Below are 17,490 nucleotides of genomic sequence, written 5' to 3'. Positions count from 1 at the left end.
CAGGGTTTTACCCATGCCGATCAACTGGCTGAACAGTTTGCCGACGTCTTCGCACAAGGCATCGTCGGAGGTCAGCAGGCTGTAGTCGGTGTACAGACGGGCGTTGGCGGCGTGGTAGTTGCCGGTGCCCAAGTGGGCGTAGCGGACAATCTCGCCGGCCTCGCGACGCAGAATCAGCATCATCTTGGCGTGGGTCTTGAAGCCGACCACGCCGTAAATCACCACCGCACCGGCCGCTTGCAGACGGCTGGCCAGTTGCAGGTTGGATTCTTCGTCGAAGCGCGCGCGCAATTCGATGACCGCCGTCACTTCCTTGCCGTTACGTGCGGCGTCCACCAGCGCATCGACGATCTCCGAGTTGGCGCCGCTGCGATACAACGTCTGGCGAACCGCCAACACGTGCGGATCCTTGGCCGCCTGGCGCAGCAAGTCGACCACCGGGGTGAACGACTCGAACGGGTGCAGCAGCAGGATGTCCTGCTTGCTGATCACGCTGAAAATGTTCTCGCTGTTCTGCAGCAGTTTCGGGATCTGCGGGGTGAACGGGGTGTATTGCAGCTCCGGATGACTGTCCAGGCCGGTGATGCTGAACAGCCGCGTCAGGTTGACCGGACCGTTGACCTGGTACAGCTCGGTCTCTTGCAGGTTGAATTGCTTGAGCAGGTAGTCGGACAGGTGTTTCGGGCAGGTGTCGGCCACTTCCAGCCGTACCGCGTCACCGTAGCGACGGGAGAACAACTCGCCACGCAAGGCGCGGGCCAGGTCTTCCACGTCTTCGGTGTCGACCGCGAGGTCGGCGTTTCGGGTCAGGCGGAACTGGTAGCAGCCCTTGACCTTCATGCCCTGGAACAGGTCATCGGCGTGGGCGTGGATCATCGACGACAGGAACACGTAGTTGTCGCCAGGGCCGCCGACTTCTTCCGGCACCTTGATGACCCGCGGCAGCAGACGCGGTGCCGGGATGATCGCCAGACCGGAGTCGCGACCGAAGGCATCGATGCCTTCGAGCTCGACGATGAAGTTCAGGCTCTTGTTCACCAGCAACGGGAACGGGTGCGTCGGGTCGAGGCCGATCGGGGTGATGATCGGCGCGATTTCATCGCGGAAATAACGACGGACCCAGGTCTTGAGCTTGGTGGTCCAGTAACGGCGACGGATGAAGCGGACCTGATGTTTTTCCAGTTCCGGCAACAGAATCTCGTTGAGGATCGCGTATTGACGATCGACGTGACCGTGTACCAGCTCGCTGATGCGGGCCAGGGCCTGGTGCGGTTGCAGGCCATCGGCGCCCGCCTGTTCACGGGCGAAGGTGATCTGCTTCTTCAGGCCGGCCACACGAATCTCGAAGAACTCGTCCAGGTTGCTGGAGAAGATCAGCAGAAACTTCAGCCGCTCCAGCAAGGGGTAGGACTCATCCAGCGCCTGTTCCAGCACGCGGATATTGAACTGCAGTTGCGAGAGCTCGCGATGGATGTACAGGCTGCTGTCATCCAGGCCGGGAATGGCAATCGCTGGCGCCGCCACAACGGGCTCGGCCACCACCGCGGGTGGAGCAGGCTCCAGCTCCGGCGGGGTTTCGGCGATTTGCTCCACCACGGGTTGAGCGTCTTTTACGGCAACTTCAGTGAGCACTTCGGTATTCATCGAATGTTCCTGGGAGGGCTATTTCTGCTCTCGTAACAATTGAGCAGCGCGGACGGCAAAGTAAGTCAGGATGCCATCAGCGCCTGCACGTTTAAAAGCGGTCAGGGATTCGAGGATAACCCCTTCGCTCAACCAGCCATTCTGGATCGCCGCCATGTGCATGGCGTATTCGCCGCTGACCTGATAGACAAAGGTCGGCACTTTAAATTCTTCTTTGACCCGGCAGAGGATGTCCAGATACGGCATGCCTGGCTTGACCATGACCATGTCCGCGCCTTCTGACAAGTCCGCCGCCACTTCGTGCAGGGCTTCGTTGCTGTTGGCCGGGTCCATCTGATAGGAGGCCTTGTTGGCCTTGCCCAGGTTCAGCGCCGACCCCACCGCATCGCGGAACGGGCCGTAATAGGCACTGGCGTACTTGGCCGAGTAGGCCATGATCCGCACATTGACGTGACCGGCCAGCTCCAGCGCTTCACGGATCGCCTGAATGCGGCCGTCCATCATGTCCGAGGGAGCCACCACCTGAGCACCGGCTTCGGCGTGGGACAGGGCCTGTTTAACCAGTGCGTCGACGGTAATGTCGTTCTGCACGTAGCCTTCTTCGTCGAGAATGCCGTCCTGACCGTGAGTGGTGAACGGGTCCAGGGCGACGTCGGTGATCACACCCAGCTCCGGGAACTGCGCACGCAGAGCGCGGGTGGCGCGCTGGGCGATGCCGTTGGGGTTCCAGGCTTCGGCGGCGTCCAGGGACTTGAGTTCCGGTGGCGTCACCGGGAACAGGGCCAGCGCCGGAATGCCCAGCTCGACCCACTTGGCCGCCTCTTCAATCAACAGATCGATCGTCAGGCGTTCAACACCCGGCATCGACGCCACTGCTTCGCGGCGGTTTTCACCGTCCAGCACGAACACCGGCAGGATCAGGTCGTCGACGGTCAGTACATTTTCACGGACCAGTCGACGCGAAAAATCATCACGACGATTGCGACGCAGGCGGGTTGCAGGAAACAAACGATTGGCGGGGGTAAAGCTCACGGCAGACTCCTGAGCCCGCGCTGGCGGGCGAGCGTGACAGTTATAAGCGGCCATTATGACGAACGAATGACAGTTGTGCTTAGCCCTGTGACGGGTAGTCGCATCCATTGTCCTTGTAGGAAATGTTCACGTCGAGACACATTTTGACACTTTCCTGAATGTGTCCGAGGGGTTAGGCTGCGCGTTCATTTCGCCAGCACCCAGACAATGCTCCAACAATTCCTACATGACTTCGGCTACTTTGCCCTATTCCTCGGCACGTTTTTCGAAGGCGAAACCATTCTCGTGCTCGCGGGCTTCCTCGCGTTCCGCGGATACATGGACATCAATCTGGTGGTGGTCGTGGCGTTCTTCGGCAGTTATGCCGGCGATCAGCTGTGGTACTTCCTGGGGCGCAAGCACGGACGCAAATTGCTGGCGCGCAAACCGCGCTGGCAACTGATGGGCGATCGGGCGCTGGAACATATCCGCAAGCATCCGGACATCTGGGTGCTGAGCTTCCGTTTCGTCTACGGTCTGCGCACCGTGATGCCGGTGGCGATCGGTCTGTCGGGCTATCCGCCAGGCCGTTATCTGCTGCTCAACGGGATTGGCGCTGCGATCTGGGCCACCGCGCTGGCCGCCGCCTCTTATCACTTCGGTGCGGTGCTCGAAGGCATGCTGGGCAGTATCAAGAAATACGAGCTGTGGGTGTTGGGCGCCCTGCTGGTTCTGGGCTTTGTCCTGTGGCTGCGGCGGCGTTTCAAGAATGCCCGTCTGGCGAAGAAAATCTACGCCGACGAACAGGCGCTGAAGGCCGAACAGGCCAAGTCCAGCGAACCTACGACGCCCATCGAGTGAAGCGGTTTCTACAACAGTAGAGACCGATGCCGCTGAGCAGGCTGTAACTGAGCAGCCCCAGCCAGCCCACCACACTGCCCGGCCATAGTCCGACCATTGGCGCCAGCCATACCAGCGGCAGGTTCGACGCCAGCCGCAACAGCTCCAGCGTCAACGCCTGCGGGCGATTCTCCAAGGCCATGCCCAACACAAACAGCCCCCACGCCACGGCTCCCCAGCCCAATATCAGGGCTGCGGTCGGCAGGCGTTGTTCCAGGTTCATCAAGTAACTGCCCAAGGCGATGTAGACGCAGAACTGCAGCGCCACATACCACTGCTGACGCCCGTCCAGCGGCACCTCGAATTTGCGGAACTGGCTCAGGTCCGGTTTGTTCATCGGGTAATTGGCCGCCACATCCGCTGGCCGCCAACCGGTGCGCATGAACCAGATCCGCAGCTTGTCCCACCAGCGCTCGGCGCGCCGTGCGTCATCCCACAGCTGCGCATAGAACTGCACGTTCGCCCATAAGGGATTCCAGCTCGCCAACGGTGTGGTCACGCCGAAAATCACCGGTTCGTTGTCGTCCTCTTCCTGGAACGAGCCAAATAGACGGTCCCAAATAATGAACACCCCGCCGTAGTTGCGATCCATGTAGAGAGCATTCTGTGCATGGTGAGCCCGATGGTTGGACGGCGTGACGAAGAACCATTCGAACCAGCCGAGCTTGGGAATGTGCCGGGTATGCACCCAGAACTGGTACAGCAGATTCAGCGCCGCAACGCTGACGAACACCAGCAGCGGCACGCCGATCACGGCCATGGGCAGGTAGAAAATCCAGCTCAACAGAAACCCGGTGCTGGTCTGGCGCAACGCCGTGGAGAGGTTGTAGTCCTCGCTCTGGTGATGCACCGAGTGGGCGGCCCAGAGAATATTGCGCTCGTGGCCCATGCGGTGCAGCCAGTAATAGCAGAAGTCGTAGAAGACGAAAGCAAACACCCAGACCCAGACGCTGTCGGCCGACAACTCAATCACGGCCAGATGCTTCAGGGCGAAGGCATAAGTCACCAGGCCGACGCCTTTGGTCAACAGCCCCGTGGTGGTCGACAGCACGCCGGTACTGACGCTGTTGATCGCGTCTGCCACGCGGTAATTGCTCACCCCGCGCCAACGGTCGGCCAGCAACTCGACTGCAATCAGCACAAAGAAAAACGGCACCGCAGACAGAATGAAATCCATGACGCGCCCTGATCGGAATCTTTCAGCAGAGATTAGGTGTAGCCGCGAATTAACCCTATGGCAACGAGTGACAAATTAGTGGACATTTAACGCCATGAATCTGGAGAAAAGCCCATGAGCAAAAAAATTGCAGTGATCCTTTCCGGCTGTGGCGTGTACGACGGCGCCGAGATCCACGAAAGCGTGATCACCCTGCTGCGCCTGGATCAGCGTGGCGCCCAGGTGCAGTGCTTCGCACCCGATATCGCGCAATTGCATGTGATCAACCACCTGACCGGCGAAGAAGTGCCCGAGTCGCGCAATGTGCTGGTGGAATCGGCGCGGATCGCCCGGGGCAACATCAAGGATATCCGTGAAGCGGACGTCGAAGACTTCGATGCGCTGATCGTGCCCGGTGGTTTCGGGGCGGCCAAGAACCTGTCGAACTTTGCCGTCGAAGGCGCCGGATGCAGCGTTCAACCTGACGTCCTGGCGTTGACCGAAGCGTTCGCCGAGGCCGGCAAACCGGTGGGGCTGATCTGCATCTCGCCAGCCCTGGCGGCAAAAATCTACGGCCCGGGCGTGACCTGCACCATCGGCAACGATGCCAATACCGCCGCCGCGATGAACAAGATGGGCGCCACCCATGCCGAGTGTGCCGTGACCGACATCGTCGAAGACAAGGCACGCAAGCTGGTGAGCACTCCGGCCTACATGCTCGCGCAATCGATCAGCGAGGCCGCTTCCGGCATCAACAAACTGGTCGACCGGGTACTGGAACTGACCCACGAAAACGACGCCTGAGATTACCTACGCGACCTGATCATTCCCACGCTCCGCGTGGGAATGCAGCCCGGGACGCTCTGCGTCCCAAAGCGGACGCAGAGCGTCCATTGAGGCATTCCCACGCAGAGCGTGGGAACGATCATTAACTACGCGACAACCGCGTGAGTATCCGGTCCAGCGCATTGGCAAACGCCTGCTTCTCACGATCGCCGAACGGCGCCGGTCCGCCGCTCATCTGACCCTGTTCACGCAGATCGGTGAACAGGTTACGCACCGCCAGCCGATCGCCCATGTTCTGTGCATCGAACTCCTTGCCCCGCGGATCCAGCGCCGCAACGCCTTTCTTCACCAGCCGATCTGCCAGCGGCACATCGCTGCAAATCACCAGCTCCCCCGGCACCGCGTGTTCCACCAGGTAATCGTCGGCGGCATCCGGGCCGCTGGGCACCACGATCAGCTTCACCAGGGCCAGGCCCGGTTTGATCTGCGGCTGCCCGGCCACCAGCACCACTTGGAACTGGCGCTTGAGGGCGAACTTCACCACCAGATCCTTGGCCGCCCGAGGGCAGGCGTCGGCATCGATCCACACACGCATTGGGTTCCCTCTGTTGAAAAGCATCGCGGGCAAGCCCGCTCCCACAAGGTTAGCGCTGAACCTGTGGGAGCGGGCTTGCCCGCGATTATGAGCGCAGCGAATGCTTTTAAGAAACCGACACCCGCCGCTTCTCAGCCATCCGGCTACGGCTGTACAACACGATGATCGCAATGATCGCCACCGCCTGAGCACTCAGCGAATAGGCATCCGCGTGGATACCCAACCAGTCGAAGTCAAAGAACGGCACCGGCCGGGTGCCGAAGATCCCGGCTTCCTGCAAGGCCTTCACGCCATGGCCGGCAAACACCACCGACAACGCGCACAGCAGCCCGGCATTGATGCCGAAGAACAACGCCAGCGGCAGTTTCGCCGAACCGCGCAGAATCACCCAGGCCAGACCGACCAGCGAAACCAGCGCCGTCGCCCCGCCAGCCAGTACGGCGTTATGCCCCGCAGGCCCGGCTTGCAACCACAGGGTTTCGTAAAACAGGATCACTTCGAACAGTTCGCGATAGACCGAGAAGAACGCCAGGATCGCAAACCCGAAACGCCCGCCGCCGCTCACCAGGCTGCTCTTGATGTAATCCTGCCAGGCCGCTGCGTGGCGACGGTCGTGCATCCACACGCCGAGCCAGAGCACCATGACACTGGCAAACAACGCCGTCGCGCCTTCCAGCAGTTCACGCTGGGCACCGCTGACGTCGATCACATACGCCGCCAACGCCCAGGTCGCCAGCCCGGCCAACAGCGCCAGGCCCCAACCGACGTTAACGCTGCGCACCGCCGATTGCTGGCCGGTATTGCGCAGAAACGCGAGGATCGCCGCGAGCACCAGAATCGCTTCCAGACCTTCTCGCAACAGAATCAACAGACCGGAAATGTAGCTCAGCGACCAGCTCAAGCCGTCACTGCCGAGCAGGCCAGCGGATTCTTTCAACTTGACCTTGGCCGCCTCCAGACGCTGCTCGGCCTGGGCCACCGGCAAACCGTCCTGCAACGACTGACGGTAAGCCATCAGGGACTTCTCGGTGTCTTTGCGCACGTTGGCGTCGACGTTGTCCAGAGAGCTTTCGACCAGCTCGAAGCCTTCCAGGTACGCCGCCACCGACAGGTCGTAGGCCTGATCGTGCTCGCCAGCGCGGTAGGCGGCAATGCTCTTGTCCAGCGTAGCCGCGGTGTATTCAAGCAATTGCCCCGGACCACGCTTGACCTGCGGCGGTTGCGCTCGCTGCGCGCGGAAGATCGCGGCCGCTTGCGGACCTTCGGCGGCCTGCACTTCGGCTGGGGTCTGACGCGCCAGGTCGGCGATGTTGTAGGTTTTCTCGGATTTTGCCGCGGCCGGATCGGCGCTGAAGCTGGCGATGTAGGTCGCCAGGTCCCAGCGCTGGCGATCGTCGAGCTGATCGGCGAAGGCCGGCATGTCGGTGCCTTCGACGCCCATGCCCAGCGTGTTGTAGATCGCGTAGAGGCTCAGACGGTCCAGTCGCACGGCATCGCGCAGATTGGCCGGCGGTGGCGTCATGCCGACGCCTGCCGGGCCATCACCAGCGCCCGCATCGCCATGGCATACCGAGCATTGCTGGGCATACAGCGGCGCACCGCGGGTCGGGTCCGGAGTGATGACCGGGGCCTGGCTGACCTCGTAGGTCACCGCCAGTTTTGCCCCCAGCTGCCGCGCCTGACGGGCGACCTGCGCGCCGTCCTTACGAGCGGCGATCGCGGTGCGCAGGCTACTGACGCCCTGCTCCAGCTCTGCGCGTTCGGGTTTGGCCGGCAAATCGGCGATCAAGCCTTGCAGCACCTTCAGAAATTCCTGCTGCTCGCGGTATTCAGACTCATCAATGACATTGCCCGCCTCGACCGTCGCTGGGTAATCGGCGCCAATGTAATCGAGCAGATGCAAGGCCTTGGGCGCACCTTCTGCAGTTTCAGCCAGCGCATTGAAGCTGCAGAACGCGATCATCGGCAGCATGAGCCACGCCAGAAAACGAGAGGAGGCAGTCATGAATAACTCTCAAATGGAAATACGAAGTAACACATTGTTCACTTCCAATGAGTTTCACTCAAGCTTTGTTGTGTTGGGTTTGTCGATAAGGGAACCGCAATAGCTGCCTCAGGCTTGAAATAAATGATGGCACAACCCAACAAACATGACGTTAAAAAGCCATTACATAGCCAGCATCCCTGTTTATAATGCCGCGCCGTCGTTATTGCGATACGGCATTTAAGCTCCTCTTTTTATGAGGAATTGGCAGGAGACAAACCGCCCTGCCAATGGGTCCCAACAGCCCGACCAGCACGCGGCTGCTTACATTCAGGGAAGAAGTACCCTATGGCCTCCCGTGCCCTTACCTCGATCGCGCTCAGCGCTGTCACCCTGCTTTGCGGCTGCTCGGCCTTTCGCAACTATGATTCCGAACTTGCACAAACCAACCAGCAACTGGCTTCCGGCAACGTCGACGCCGCCTTGACCCTGCTGGAAAAGAACAACACCAGCAAAGACAAAGACCTGCTCTATTACTTCGAAAAAGGTGAACTGCTGCGCGCCAAGGGCGACTTGTCCGGCAGCCAGAACGCCTGGACCAGCGCCGATCAGGTGGTGGCCAAGTGGGAAGACGCGGTCAAGCTCGACACCGAAAAGTATCTGGCCCAGTTCGGCAGCTTCCTGGTCAACGACAAGGTCCGTCGCTACGAAGGCTATGACTACGAAAAAGTCATGCTGACCACACAGATGGCCCTCAACCTGCTGGCGGTGAACGACTTCGACGGCGCGCGCACCGCGATCAAGAAGACTCACGAACGTGAAGCGCTGATCGCCGACCTGCGCGACAAGGAATACCTCAAAAGCGAAGAGCAGGCCGAGAAAGAAGGCGTTAAAACCCAGTACAAGGATCTTCGGGGTTATCCGGTGGCCAGCCTCGACGCGCCGGAAGTGGTCAGCCTGAAAAACAGCTACCAGAGTGCGTTCAGCCATTATCTGGCCGGTTTCGTCTATGAAGCCCTGGGCGAGAAAGATCTGGCGGCGCCGGGTTATCGCAAGGCCGTCGAGTTGCGCCCGAACACGCCGCTGCTGGAACAGGCGCTGGTGAACCTCGACAAACCCGCCAAGGACGCGGACAGCGACATTCTGATCGTCGTGCAAAGCGGCCTGGCGCCGGCCCGCGACTCAATCCGCATTCCGCTGCCGTTGCCGATCAGCAACAACGTGGTGATCACACCGCTGTCGTTCCCGATCATCAAACCGGATACCTCCACCACCCCCTTCGCCCAGATCGGCGTGGACGGTCAGCAGCTGAACCTGACGCAACTCAACAGCACCACCGCCATGTCCCGCCGCGCGCTGCGTGACGACATGCCGGGCATCATCCTGCGCACCACCGTGCGGGCGATCACCCGTGGCGTGGCGCAGAAGCAAATCAACGAAACCAACCCACTGGCAGGCCTTGCGGTCGGTATCACTTCAGCCGTGCTCGAAGGTGCCGATACCCGTACGTGGCGCACCCTGCCGGACAACACCCAAGTGGTGCGACTGCGCTTGAAGAAAGGCGAACACCACGTCTCGCTGCCGAGCGCCGTGGGCGGTTCGGTGGTCAAGATCACCGTCGATCAGCGCTATCAGGTCATCAGCCTGCGCGCCGTGGGCAATCAAGTGTTCGCCAGCGGCCTGGCCGCTCATGTGACCCCGAGCGCCAACCCGACCGCCGTGGCCAGCCTCAAACAACCTTAAGAACGGAGTCTTTGCATGCGTTTCAAACTCATCGCCGTCGCAGCCCTGGCCTTGCTGGCCGGCTGCGCCACCCCGCCGCCACCGGAGCCGGGCAGCGCGGCCAGCAAGGTTGTGGCCGTGGGCCCGCAGAAACACATCGTGGTCGGCGCCATGCGCGTCGCCCGCGAGAACGGCTTCATGACCGTTAATGTGCAGTTGAGCAACACCCTCAACAGCAACAAGACGTTCTACTACCGCTTTGCCTGGCTCGGCCCGGAAGGCTTCCCGGTGGCCGAGGAAGAAGTCTGGAAAAGCCAGATGATGTACGGCGCGCAGACCAGTTTCATTCAGGCCATCGCGCCAACCGCCAAAGCCGTGGATTTCCGTCTCGAAATCAAAACGCCTTAAGCCCGACACCCTATTCGTTCAGTTCCAGAGAGCATTCCCATGTTTGCACGCTTTTCGTTCATCGCCGTTGTCGCCCTTCTGGCCAGCGGTTGCGCCAACACTTCGCCGACCCTGGGCAGCAAAAACATCAGCTACGGCGACACCAAAGCCGTGGAAACCGTGACCAACGAGTTCGGCTCCACCGACCTGCAGATGATCGCCGAATCCATGACCCGCTCCCTGGCCCAGTCCGGCATCCTGCAAGGCCGCCCGGTGGTTCAGGTCTATGACGTGAAGAACAAGACCAGCGAGTACATCGATACCCGCGAAATCACCACCAGCATCAAGACCCAGCTGATGAAGTCCGGTGTCGCCCGTTTCGCCAGCGACAACACCGCGATGCAGAGCCAGGTTGACCAGCTCAAGCTGCAAAACCAGAGTGGCCTGTACAAGAAAAGCACCGTGGCCAAGACCGGCAACATGATCGCCGCCCACTACCGTCTTGAAGGCTCAATCAGCTCGATCGTCAAGCGCAGCAGCGATTACAAGGACGTCTTCTACAAATTCAGCCTGCAACTGATCGACGTTGAAAGCGGTCTGGCCGAGTGGATGGACGAAAAAGAGATCCGCAAAACCACGGAGCGTTAATCGATGCGCGCATGGATTGGCATGATGGCCCTGGCTTGCGCGTTCAGCGTGCAAGCGGCCCCGAAAGTCGCGGTAGCGGATCTGGCGTATCAGGAACGGGTAGAGCAATACGTCCATACTATTTCGGCCCAGAGCAACCACAGCCAGAGCGATTACGGCTCCAGTGGTTCGTCCAGTTACGAAGAGTACGAAGCGACCAGCAGCTACATCGAGCAAGGCGAGCTGCGCAAATTCACCGGCGACATCAAGGGCGAGATCCTGCGCACCGGCATGTTCCAGCTGGTGCAGGGCACGCCTTACACCGCATCGTCCAAAGGTGATGTGTATGACGTGATCAAGCGCATCAAGGCCGGCAGCTTCAAGGGTGCCGACTATGTGCTGTTCGGCACCGTGTCAGACATCGACTTCACTCGCGATATGAACGAGCTGGCCAACACCGACAGCTATTCGGCGGTGCTGGGGCTGACGCTGGTGGCGGACTTCAGTCTGATCAACACCAAGACCTTCGAGATCACCTCGGCCTTCACGGCAATGGGCGAAGGTCAGGACACCAAACTGGTGAATGGCCGGGACATTCGGGTTTCCCTGAACCGCCCGCGGGTGGTGCGTGACGTGTCCAAGGCGCTGGGTGAGGACGTGGCTTCGCAACTGAGCCAACAGCTCGGTGGCGGTGGTTACGAACAGCCAGGCCAGGCGCCGCTGCGCAATAACCTGCCGCGGGATACGGCGCCGGTGATTCTGCGCTGATAGTTAAGCGAGTGAGCCGCTTTTCGTAGGAGCCAGGCTTGCCGTAATGCCAATGTAGGAGCGGGCTTGCCCGCGAAAGCGGTGTGTCAGGCAACATCAATGTTGACTGTACCGACGTCTTCGCGGGCAAGCCCGCTCCTACAGGGCGCCTTCGTCGGCAAGCCTGGTTCCTACAGGCCCGATTTTCCCCTAAGTGCCTGACGGTTTTACGCCGCTGCTTTGCGCAATGTCGCCATGAAAGCCGCCGCGCCGATGAACAGCCCGGCAAAGGTGCGGTTCATGCGCTTCTGCTGCTTGGGTGTACGCAACAAACGCAGGACCTTGGCCGCCAGCCCGGTGTAGCCGGCCATGACGATCAGGTCGACACAAATCATGGTCACCCCGAGGATCAGGTACTGGGCCACCAGCGGCGCGTGGGGATCAATGAATTGCGGCAGCACCGCGAGCATGAACACCAAGGCCTTGGGGTTGCTGACATTCACCAGAAAACCGCGGAACATCAGCGCCATCGGCTTGCCGATCTGCCGAATGGCTGCGTCGTCATTCATGTCATTGGGCAGCGCGCGCCATTGCTTGACCGCGAGGTAGACCAGATAGGCCACGCCGAACCATTTGATCGCATAGAAAGCGGTGGACGACGCCGCGAGGATCGCACCCACCCCGGCAGCGACAATTGCAATCTGCAACGCCAGGCCCAGTTGCAGGCCCAAGGCGTTCCAGTAACCGCGCCAGAAACCGTATTGCAGACCGCTGGACATCGACGCAATGGCGCCGGCACCGGGAGACAGACTGATTACCCAGCAGGCGGCAAAAAACGCCATCCATGTTTGAAGCTCCATTGCACACCTCGACTCAGACTCGTGACAGATGTCTAAGCTAATGTGCCTTTGGGGCGATGACTACCAATTTTTTGTAGGACAGAGCGACTGCCGACCAGCGTAGTCGGCTATTTTTCAAACCCGTTGGACGGGAACACATCGGTGCCGCGCCAGCGTCGAACCGAACGCTGGAAGAACAGGCTGTTGGGCACCTGCACCATGGCGCTGCCGGTACCGAGTTCCTCGGCTTCGATCAGCGTGGTGTAGAGCAGATTGATCGCCACCACCCGGCCTTTGACGCCGGGCTTGTCGGTAGTGTCCACCAACTCGACCACATCGCCGATACGGAATGGGCCGACGGTGAAGATCAGGATCGCGCACAGCAAGTTGGACAGCACGCTCCACATGGCGAAAAACGCCACGGCGGCCACCGCCACGAAACCGGACAATGCGGTCCAGAGCACCGTTGCCGACACCCCGAGGCGCTCCAGCACGAAAATCAGCGCGCTGCCCATGATCAGCCAGCGCAATCCACCGCGCAGTGGCATCAAAAACTGTGGCGGAAACGGGTAACGCTCGCCCAATCGCGTCAGGCATTTAGCGACGACACGCTGGGCGATATAGCCGGCCAGCAGGATCAGCAGGATTTGCACGACCAGCCAGATAGGATCGACCCACATCGCCGGCAACGGCAGCTTGAAGGCCTCCATCAGGACAGCGCCTCCAGCTCCGCCTGCATGCTTTCAAGCAGTTCGAGCGCTTCCATCCAGGCTTCTTCCAGTTCGGCTTCACGCACCTTCAGTTTGGCCTGCTCGGCCAGCAGATCACGCAATTCGTTCTTGCGCGCCGGCTCGTAAATATCGCTGTCGCCGAGGCTGGCATCGATCTTCGCCAGCTTCTCGTGCAGCTTGCCCAGTTCGGCTTCGAGCTTGTCGGCCTCACGCTTGTGCGGTGCCAGTTGCTGACGCAACGCGGCGGCGGCCTGGCGCTGGGCTTTCTTGTCGGTCTTGTCCGGGTTGCCCGGGGTATTGCTGACCGGCACGTTGCGCTGACGGTACTCCACCAGCCAACGGGCGTAGTCTTCCAGGTCGCCGTCGAACTCCTCGACCTTGCCGTCGGCCACCAGATAGAAATTGTCGGTGGTGCTTTTGAGCAAATGACGATCGTGGGAGACCACCAGAACCGCACCACTGAATTCCTGCAAGGCCATGGTCAGCGCCAGGCGCATTTCCAGGTCCAGGTGGTTGGTCGGTTCGTCGAGCAGCAACAGGTTCGGCCGGTCCCAGGCGATCAGTGCCAGGGCCAGTCGCGCTTTTTCGCCACCGGAAAAATTCAGCACCGGCTCATCGATGCGCGCACCCCGGAAGTCGAAACCACCGAGGAAGTCACGCAGCGTCTGCTCACGTTCGGTCGGCGCCAGGCGCTGCAAATGCAGCAACGGGCTGGCCTTGGAATCGAGGGAGTCCAGCTGGTGTTGGGCGAAGTAGCCGACCACGGTGTTCTCGCCCCGGGTCAGTCGGCCCGCCAATGGTTCGAGCTCACCGGAGAGGTTTTTGATCAGGGTCGATTTACCGGCACCGTTGGGGCCGAGCAAACCGATCCGCGCGCCAGGGGTCAGTTGCAGCCTGACCTTCTCCAGCACGGTTTTTTCGCCATAACCCAGGCGCGCATCCGACAGATCGATCAGCGGACTGGAAATCTTCGTCGACTCGCGGAAGACAAAGTCGAACGGCGAATCGACATGGGCGGCGGACAGCTCTTCCATCCGTTCCAGCGCCTTGATCCGGCTCTGGGCCTGACGGGCCTTGGTGGCCTGGGCCTTGAAGCGGGCGATGTAGCTTTCCATGTGCGCACGTTGCGCCTGCTGCTTCTCGTAGGCTTGCTGTTGCTGGGCCAGACGTTCGGCGCGGGCCCGTTCAAACGCTGTATAACCGCCGCGATACAGGGTGATCCTGCGTTGATCGACGTGGGCCACATGATCGACCACGGCATCGAGGAAGTCCCGGTCGTGGGAAATCAGCAACAAGGTGCCGGGGTAGCTGTTGAGCCACTCTTCGAGCCAGATGATGGCATCAAGGTCCAAGTGGTTGGTCGGTTCGTCGAGCAGCAACAGGTCCGAGGGGCACATCAAAGCCTGCGCCAGATTCAGACGCATCCGCCAGCCACCAGAGAAATCTCCTACTTGCCGGTCCATTTGCTCGTTGGTGAAGCCAAGGCCTGCCAGCAGCTTTCGCGCCCGGGCATCAGCGGTGTAACCGTCGGCGCTGTCGAGTTCCGAGTGCAGGCGGGCCTGAGCGGCACCGTCATGGGCCGCTTCGGCCGCTGCCAGGTCACGTTGCACCTGGCGCAGGCGCAAGTCGCCATCGAGCACATAATCGACCGCCAGGCGTTCGAGAGTGTCGACCTCCTGGCGCATGTGGGCGATGCGCCAGTCGGCCGGCAGGAAGCAATCACCCGAGTCCGGGTGCAACTCGCCCCGAAGCAAGGCGAACAGGCTCGATTTGCCGGCGCCGTTGGCACCGATGAGGCCGGCTTTGTGGCCGGCATGCAGGGTCAGCTCGGCGTCTTCTAGCAGACGTTGCGGGCCACGCTGTAAAGTCAGGTTCTGAAGTCGAATCATAATGGCGGCGGAGTCTACCAGCTTCGCTCGCAACTGGCGCGAGTAGCACTATGTCCTCTGACCTGTGGAGCTTTTCCGTTACCACTTACTCCCTTCGTGGCGTTGAACACGCGTGCCTGCAATTGCAGTCGACGGGTGTGAACGTGTGTCTGCTGCTGTGCGGGTTGTGGCTGGGAGAACGTGGCGTTACCTGCAACGAACAACGCTTGCAGCTACTTCGCGACGTAGCCGGGCCTTGGGATGCGGATGTTGTGCAACCGTTGCGCGCCTTGCGCCTGCAATGGAAAGCCGCCGCTAGCGAGGATGCCGGGCTGAATGCTTTGCGCGAACAAGTGAAGTCACTTGAGACGGAAGCCGAACGGCACGTGTTGTTGCGACTGGAACGTTTGGCCCAGAGTTGGCCGCAGTGTGAGGCGACCGATCTAACGGCCTGGCTGGAAGGTGTGACGGCGGGCGCCGTCAACCTGGACCGCGACGCGCTGCATCAGCTGCGCGTCGCGGCAACCGGCGCTTAGGAAGCGCTGGTTGGGGTGGTGCTGGTGCTCGACGATGCAGCTGGCGTTGGCGCAGGCGTAGCTGTCGAGGTGGTCGCGGCTGGTGCAGGCGAAGCCGATGCAGCCGGGGCCGGGGTTGCTGGCTTGGCAGCAGGTGCGGCCGTCGGCTTTGCAGCAACGACTGGTTTTTTCACGGCCGGTTTTGCTGCTGGCTTGGCGGCAGGTTTTGCAGCGGGTTTGGCAGCGGCGGGTTTGGCGGCAGCTTTTACAGCAGGTTTCACTGCCGGTTTTGCAGCAGGCTTGGCTGCAGCGGTTTTAGCCGCGACAGGTTTAGCGGCTGGCTTGGCAGCAGGTTTCGCCGCGGCAGCTTTGGCTGCTGGTTTAGCGGCCGGTTTTGCCACTGCAGTTTTCGCCACTGCAGGTTTCGCCACGGCCGGTTTCGCCACGGCCGGTTTCGCAGCAGTGGTTTTTGCAGCCGGTTTAGCGGCAGCTGTTTTGGCAGCAACTGGCTTGGCGGCGGGTTTGGCAGCCGTCGTTTTAGCCGCCGGTTTCGCCGCGCTGGCAGCGACTGGTTTTTTCGCCGCAGGTTTTGCGGCTGGCTTGGCTGCGGCTTTGACCGGTGCCTTGGCGGCAGGCTTGGCCGGCGCTTTTGCAGCAGCCGGTTTGGCAGCGGCTTTCTTCGCAGGTGCCGCAGCTGGCTTGGCCGAACGCAGGGACAACGCCTTGCCGACAGCCTCTTGGACACGACCGACACCCTGGGCCAGTTTCAGGCTTTCTTGGGCGTCGCGCTTGAGTTGCAGGATGTAGCTGCGCGTTTCGGACTGACGATCCTTGAGGGCGTCGAGCAGGTCCTCAAGTTCTTTCACCGCATCTTTGGCCTTGGCTTGTGCCTTGGCTTTGCCGGCCGCCGCAGCGTCCTGCAATTTGGTGCGGGATTTGTGCAGTTTCTCCTGCGCTTTTCCGCGCTGCTTTTCCAGTTTGGCGAGCAGTTTTTCAGCATCAGCCAGGGCTTGGGAACAAGCGTTTTCCAAATGCTCGAGCAGGCTGCCCGAGAGTTGTTGGAGTAAGTGCAACGGAGTATTTACTGGCTTCTTGGTGGCCGACATGGTTTACCTCCTGGCTGGCGTTAATGCGGCTCATACTAGACCTCTGCTGCTGCCGCCGCTAGGGCATGTTGACAGTATCGAAAGCGCTGCGTTGCAACGAAGTCAAAATGTTCTGTGCTGATGTAAAACCAGTTCACCTTCGAGCGCATTCACACTGGCATAATCCTGCGCATCTCAGGCCGGAGAGTGCCCATGTCGCGCTACTTTTTTTTATCGCTGTGCGTGTTTTTTTCCGTGGCCCAGGCCGCCGAAAAAACCACCACGAATGACGCTCACGATCTGGCTTACAGCCTGGGTGCGAGCCTTGGCGAACGCTTGCGCCAGGAGGTTCCGGATCTGCAATTGCAAGCACTGCTCGACGGTTTGCAACAAGCCTATCAAGGCAAGCCGCTGGCGTTGAAAGACGAGCGGATCGAACAGATTCTTGCCGAGCATGAAGCCCGGGTCGCCGAGCAACCCGCCGTCCCGCAAAGCGAAGTCGCCCTCGAAAAAGAGCGGCGTTTTCTCGCCGAAGAAAAAGCCAGGCCGGGGGTTCGCGAATTGGCGGATGGCATATTGCTGACAGAGCTGACGCCGGGCACCGGCGCCAAGGCGGGTCCAGGCGGCAAGGTCCAGGTGCTGTATATCGGACGCTTGCCTGACGGCACAGTGTTCGACCAGAACAGCCAGCCGCAGTGGTTCAATCTTGATAGTGTGATCGCGGGCTGGCGCAGTGCATTGCAAGACATGCCGGTCGGCGCGAAATGGCGCCTGGTGATTCCATCGGCGCAAGCCTATGGCGCCGACGGTGCCGGCGACTTGATCGCGCCGTTCACGCCGCTGGTATTCGAAGTCGAATTGCGTGGTGCTACAAGCTGAGTACCGGAAACGAA

The 17,490-nt window shown here is 60.8% G+C and carries 17 protein-coding genes; 8 read left to right on the top strand and 9 right to left on the bottom strand.

Features of this window, described 5'->3' with window-relative positions; genetic code table 11:
• Together ppk1 and hemB are read right to left on the bottom strand one after the other, a co-directional pair.
• The coding region (gene ppk1, locus HCU66_RS14675; protein WP_205889158.1) for a polyphosphate kinase 1 at window positions 1-1,644 on the bottom strand (1,644 nt) is incomplete at its 3' end.
• 18 nt (window positions 1,645-1,662) lie between these two features.
• On the bottom strand, window positions 1,663-2,676 hold the full coding sequence (gene hemB, locus HCU66_RS14670) for a porphobilinogen synthase (RefSeq protein WP_205889157.1): 1,014 nt from the start codon (window positions 2,674-2,676) through the stop codon (window positions 1,663-1,665).
• Window positions 2,677-2,883: 207 nt separating this feature from the next.
• On the opposite strand from hemB, the gene HCU66_RS14665 reads away from it, so the two are divergent.
• On the top strand, window positions 2,884-3,516 hold the full coding sequence (locus tag HCU66_RS14665; protein ID WP_205889156.1) for a DedA family protein: 633 nt from the start codon (window positions 2,884-2,886) through the stop codon (window positions 3,514-3,516).
• Here HCU66_RS14665 and HCU66_RS14660 read toward each other — a convergent pair.
• Window positions 3,497-4,732, bottom strand: a complete 1,236-nt coding sequence (locus tag HCU66_RS14660) for a sterol desaturase family protein (RefSeq protein WP_205889155.1) — start codon at window positions 4,730-4,732, stop codon at window positions 3,497-3,499. The genes HCU66_RS14665 and HCU66_RS14660 overlap by 20 nt on opposite strands.
• A 114-nt stretch (window positions 4,733-4,846) precedes the next feature.
• Between HCU66_RS14660 and elbB the strand changes: the two genes are divergently transcribed.
• Window positions 4,847-5,515 carry an isoprenoid biosynthesis glyoxalase ElbB gene (gene elbB / locus HCU66_RS14655; protein ID WP_205889154.1) on the top strand — a complete coding sequence of 223 codons (669 nt, stop codon included), beginning with the start codon at window positions 4,847-4,849 and terminating at the stop codon, window positions 5,513-5,515.
• Between the two features lie 124 nt (window positions 5,516-5,639).
• Here elbB and HCU66_RS14650 read toward each other — a convergent pair whose 3' ends face one another.
• Together HCU66_RS14650 and HCU66_RS14645 are read right to left on the bottom strand one after the other, a co-directional pair.
• A complete protein-coding gene (locus tag HCU66_RS14650) occupies window positions 5,640-6,092 on the bottom strand; it encodes a YaiI/YqxD family protein (protein ID WP_205889153.1) in 453 nt (150 codons plus the stop codon).
• A 106-nt stretch (window positions 6,093-6,198) separates the two neighbouring features.
• Window positions 6,199-8,097 carry an FTR1 family protein gene (locus HCU66_RS14645; RefSeq protein WP_205889152.1) on the bottom strand — a complete coding sequence of 633 codons (1,899 nt, stop codon included), beginning with the start codon at window positions 8,095-8,097 and terminating at the stop codon, window positions 6,199-6,201.
• A gap of 327 nt (window positions 8,098-8,424) precedes the next feature.
• Between HCU66_RS14645 and HCU66_RS14640 the strand changes: the two genes are divergently transcribed.
• From HCU66_RS14640 to HCU66_RS14625, 4 genes are read left to right on the top strand one after another with little or no spacing between them, the layout of a single operon-like run.
• Window positions 8,425-9,819, top strand: coding sequence for a COG3014 family protein (locus HCU66_RS14640; RefSeq protein WP_205889151.1), 1,395 nt, complete (start codon window positions 8,425-8,427; stop codon window positions 9,817-9,819).
• Between the two features lie 15 nt (window positions 9,820-9,834).
• Window positions 9,835-10,206, top strand: a complete 372-nt coding sequence (locus HCU66_RS14635; protein ID WP_205889150.1) for a YcfL family putative periplasmic lipoprotein — start codon at window positions 9,835-9,837, stop codon at window positions 10,204-10,206.
• Between the two features lie 39 nt (window positions 10,207-10,245).
• On the top strand, window positions 10,246-10,833 hold the full coding sequence (gene lpoB, locus HCU66_RS14630) for a penicillin-binding protein activator LpoB (protein WP_205889149.1): 588 nt from the start codon (window positions 10,246-10,248) through the stop codon (window positions 10,831-10,833).
• A 3-nt stretch (window positions 10,834-10,836) separates the two neighbouring features.
• Window positions 10,837-11,580, top strand: a complete 744-nt coding sequence (locus HCU66_RS14625) for a penicillin-binding protein activator LpoB (RefSeq protein ID WP_205889148.1) — start codon at window positions 10,837-10,839, stop codon at window positions 11,578-11,580.
• A 206-nt stretch (window positions 11,581-11,786) separates the two neighbouring features.
• On the opposite strand, the gene HCU66_RS14620 is transcribed toward HCU66_RS14625, so the two are convergent.
• The 3 genes from HCU66_RS14620 to HCU66_RS14610 all read right to left on the bottom strand — a co-directional run bounded on the left by HCU66_RS14620 (window position 11,787) and on the right by HCU66_RS14610 (window position 15,018).
• Window positions 11,787-12,419, bottom strand: a complete 633-nt coding sequence (locus HCU66_RS14620) for a LysE family transporter (RefSeq protein ID WP_205889147.1) — start codon at window positions 12,417-12,419, stop codon at window positions 11,787-11,789.
• A gap of 107 nt (window positions 12,420-12,526) precedes the next feature.
• Entirely contained in the window at window positions 12,527-13,108 is a 582-nt protein-coding gene (locus HCU66_RS14615; RefSeq protein ID WP_205889146.1) for a mechanosensitive ion channel family protein, read from the bottom strand.
• On the bottom strand, window positions 13,108-15,018 hold the full coding sequence (locus HCU66_RS14610) for an ATP-binding cassette domain-containing protein (protein ID WP_205889145.1): 1,911 nt from the start codon (window positions 15,016-15,018) through the stop codon (window positions 13,108-13,110). The genes HCU66_RS14615 and HCU66_RS14610 overlap by 1 nt, the downstream gene beginning before the upstream one ends.
• 50 nt (window positions 15,019-15,068) lie before the next feature.
• Here HCU66_RS14610 and HCU66_RS14605 point away from each other — a divergent pair, with 50 nt between their 5' ends.
• Complete coding sequence (locus HCU66_RS14605) at window positions 15,069-15,533, top strand: TIGR02444 family protein (RefSeq protein ID WP_205889144.1); 465 nt, start codon at window positions 15,069-15,071, stop codon at window positions 15,531-15,533.
• Here the strand turns inward: HCU66_RS14605 and HCU66_RS14600 are convergent.
• Window positions 15,530-16,618 carry an AlgP family protein gene (locus HCU66_RS14600; protein WP_205889143.1) on the bottom strand — a complete coding sequence of 363 codons (1,089 nt, stop codon included), beginning with the start codon at window positions 16,616-16,618 and terminating at the stop codon, window positions 15,530-15,532. The two genes, HCU66_RS14605 and HCU66_RS14600, sit on opposite strands and share 4 nt — an antisense overlap.
• A gap of 192 nt (window positions 16,619-16,810) precedes the next feature.
• Between HCU66_RS14600 and HCU66_RS14595 the strand changes: the two genes are divergently transcribed.
• Window positions 16,811-17,476: an FKBP-type peptidyl-prolyl cis-trans isomerase gene (locus tag HCU66_RS14595; protein ID WP_205889142.1), complete on the top strand. Its 666-nt coding sequence runs from the start codon at window positions 16,811-16,813 to the stop codon at window positions 17,474-17,476.
• The last annotated feature ends 14 nt before the right edge of the window (window positions 17,477-17,490 follow it).

The sequence above is a fragment of the Pseudomonas frederiksbergensis genome (assembly GCF_017114915.1).
Classification (GTDB): Bacteria; Pseudomonadota; Gammaproteobacteria; order Pseudomonadales; family Pseudomonadaceae; genus Aquipseudomonas; species Aquipseudomonas frederiksbergensis_I.
Note: the sequence above shows the minus strand (reverse complement) of the source record. Positions and strands in the feature narration are given on the sequence as shown.

Excerpts from the sequence above, each read along its gene's own strand:
- HCU66_RS14665 (WP_205889156.1), top strand. The coding sequence starts at position 2,884 with ATGCTCCAACAATTCCTACATGACTTCGGCTACTTTGCCCTATTCCTC.
- HCU66_RS14660 (WP_205889155.1), bottom strand. The coding sequence starts at position 4,732 with ATGGATTTCATTCTGTCTGCGGTGCCGTTTTTCTTTGTGCTGATTGCA.
- elbB (WP_205889154.1), top strand. The coding sequence starts at position 4,847 with ATGAGCAAAAAAATTGCAGTGATCCTTTCCGGCTGTGGCGTGTACGAC.
- HCU66_RS14650 (WP_205889153.1), bottom strand. The coding sequence starts at position 6,092 with ATGCGTGTGTGGATCGATGCCGACGCCTGCCCTCGGGCGGCCAAGGAT.
- HCU66_RS14645 (WP_205889152.1), bottom strand. The coding sequence starts at position 8,097 with ATGACTGCCTCCTCTCGTTTTCTGGCGTGGCTCATGCTGCCGATGATC.
- HCU66_RS14640 (WP_205889151.1), top strand. The coding sequence starts at position 8,425 with ATGGCCTCCCGTGCCCTTACCTCGATCGCGCTCAGCGCTGTCACCCTG.
- HCU66_RS14635 (WP_205889150.1), top strand. The coding sequence starts at position 9,835 with ATGCGTTTCAAACTCATCGCCGTCGCAGCCCTGGCCTTGCTGGCCGGC.
- lpoB (WP_205889149.1), top strand. The coding sequence starts at position 10,246 with ATGTTTGCACGCTTTTCGTTCATCGCCGTTGTCGCCCTTCTGGCCAGC.
- HCU66_RS14625 (WP_205889148.1), top strand. The coding sequence starts at position 10,837 with ATGCGCGCATGGATTGGCATGATGGCCCTGGCTTGCGCGTTCAGCGTG.
- HCU66_RS14620 (WP_205889147.1), bottom strand. The coding sequence starts at position 12,419 with ATGGAGCTTCAAACATGGATGGCGTTTTTTGCCGCCTGCTGGGTAATC.
- HCU66_RS14615 (WP_205889146.1), bottom strand. The coding sequence starts at position 13,108 with ATGGAGGCCTTCAAGCTGCCGTTGCCGGCGATGTGGGTCGATCCTATC.
- HCU66_RS14610 (WP_205889145.1), bottom strand. The coding sequence starts at position 15,018 with ATGATTCGACTTCAGAACCTGACTTTACAGCGTGGCCCGCAACGTCTG.
- HCU66_RS14605 (WP_205889144.1), top strand. The coding sequence starts at position 15,069 with ATGTCCTCTGACCTGTGGAGCTTTTCCGTTACCACTTACTCCCTTCGT.
- HCU66_RS14600 (WP_205889143.1), bottom strand. The coding sequence starts at position 16,618 with ATGTCGGCCACCAAGAAGCCAGTAAATACTCCGTTGCACTTACTCCAA.
- HCU66_RS14595 (WP_205889142.1), top strand. The coding sequence starts at position 16,811 with ATGTCGCGCTACTTTTTTTTATCGCTGTGCGTGTTTTTTTCCGTGGCC.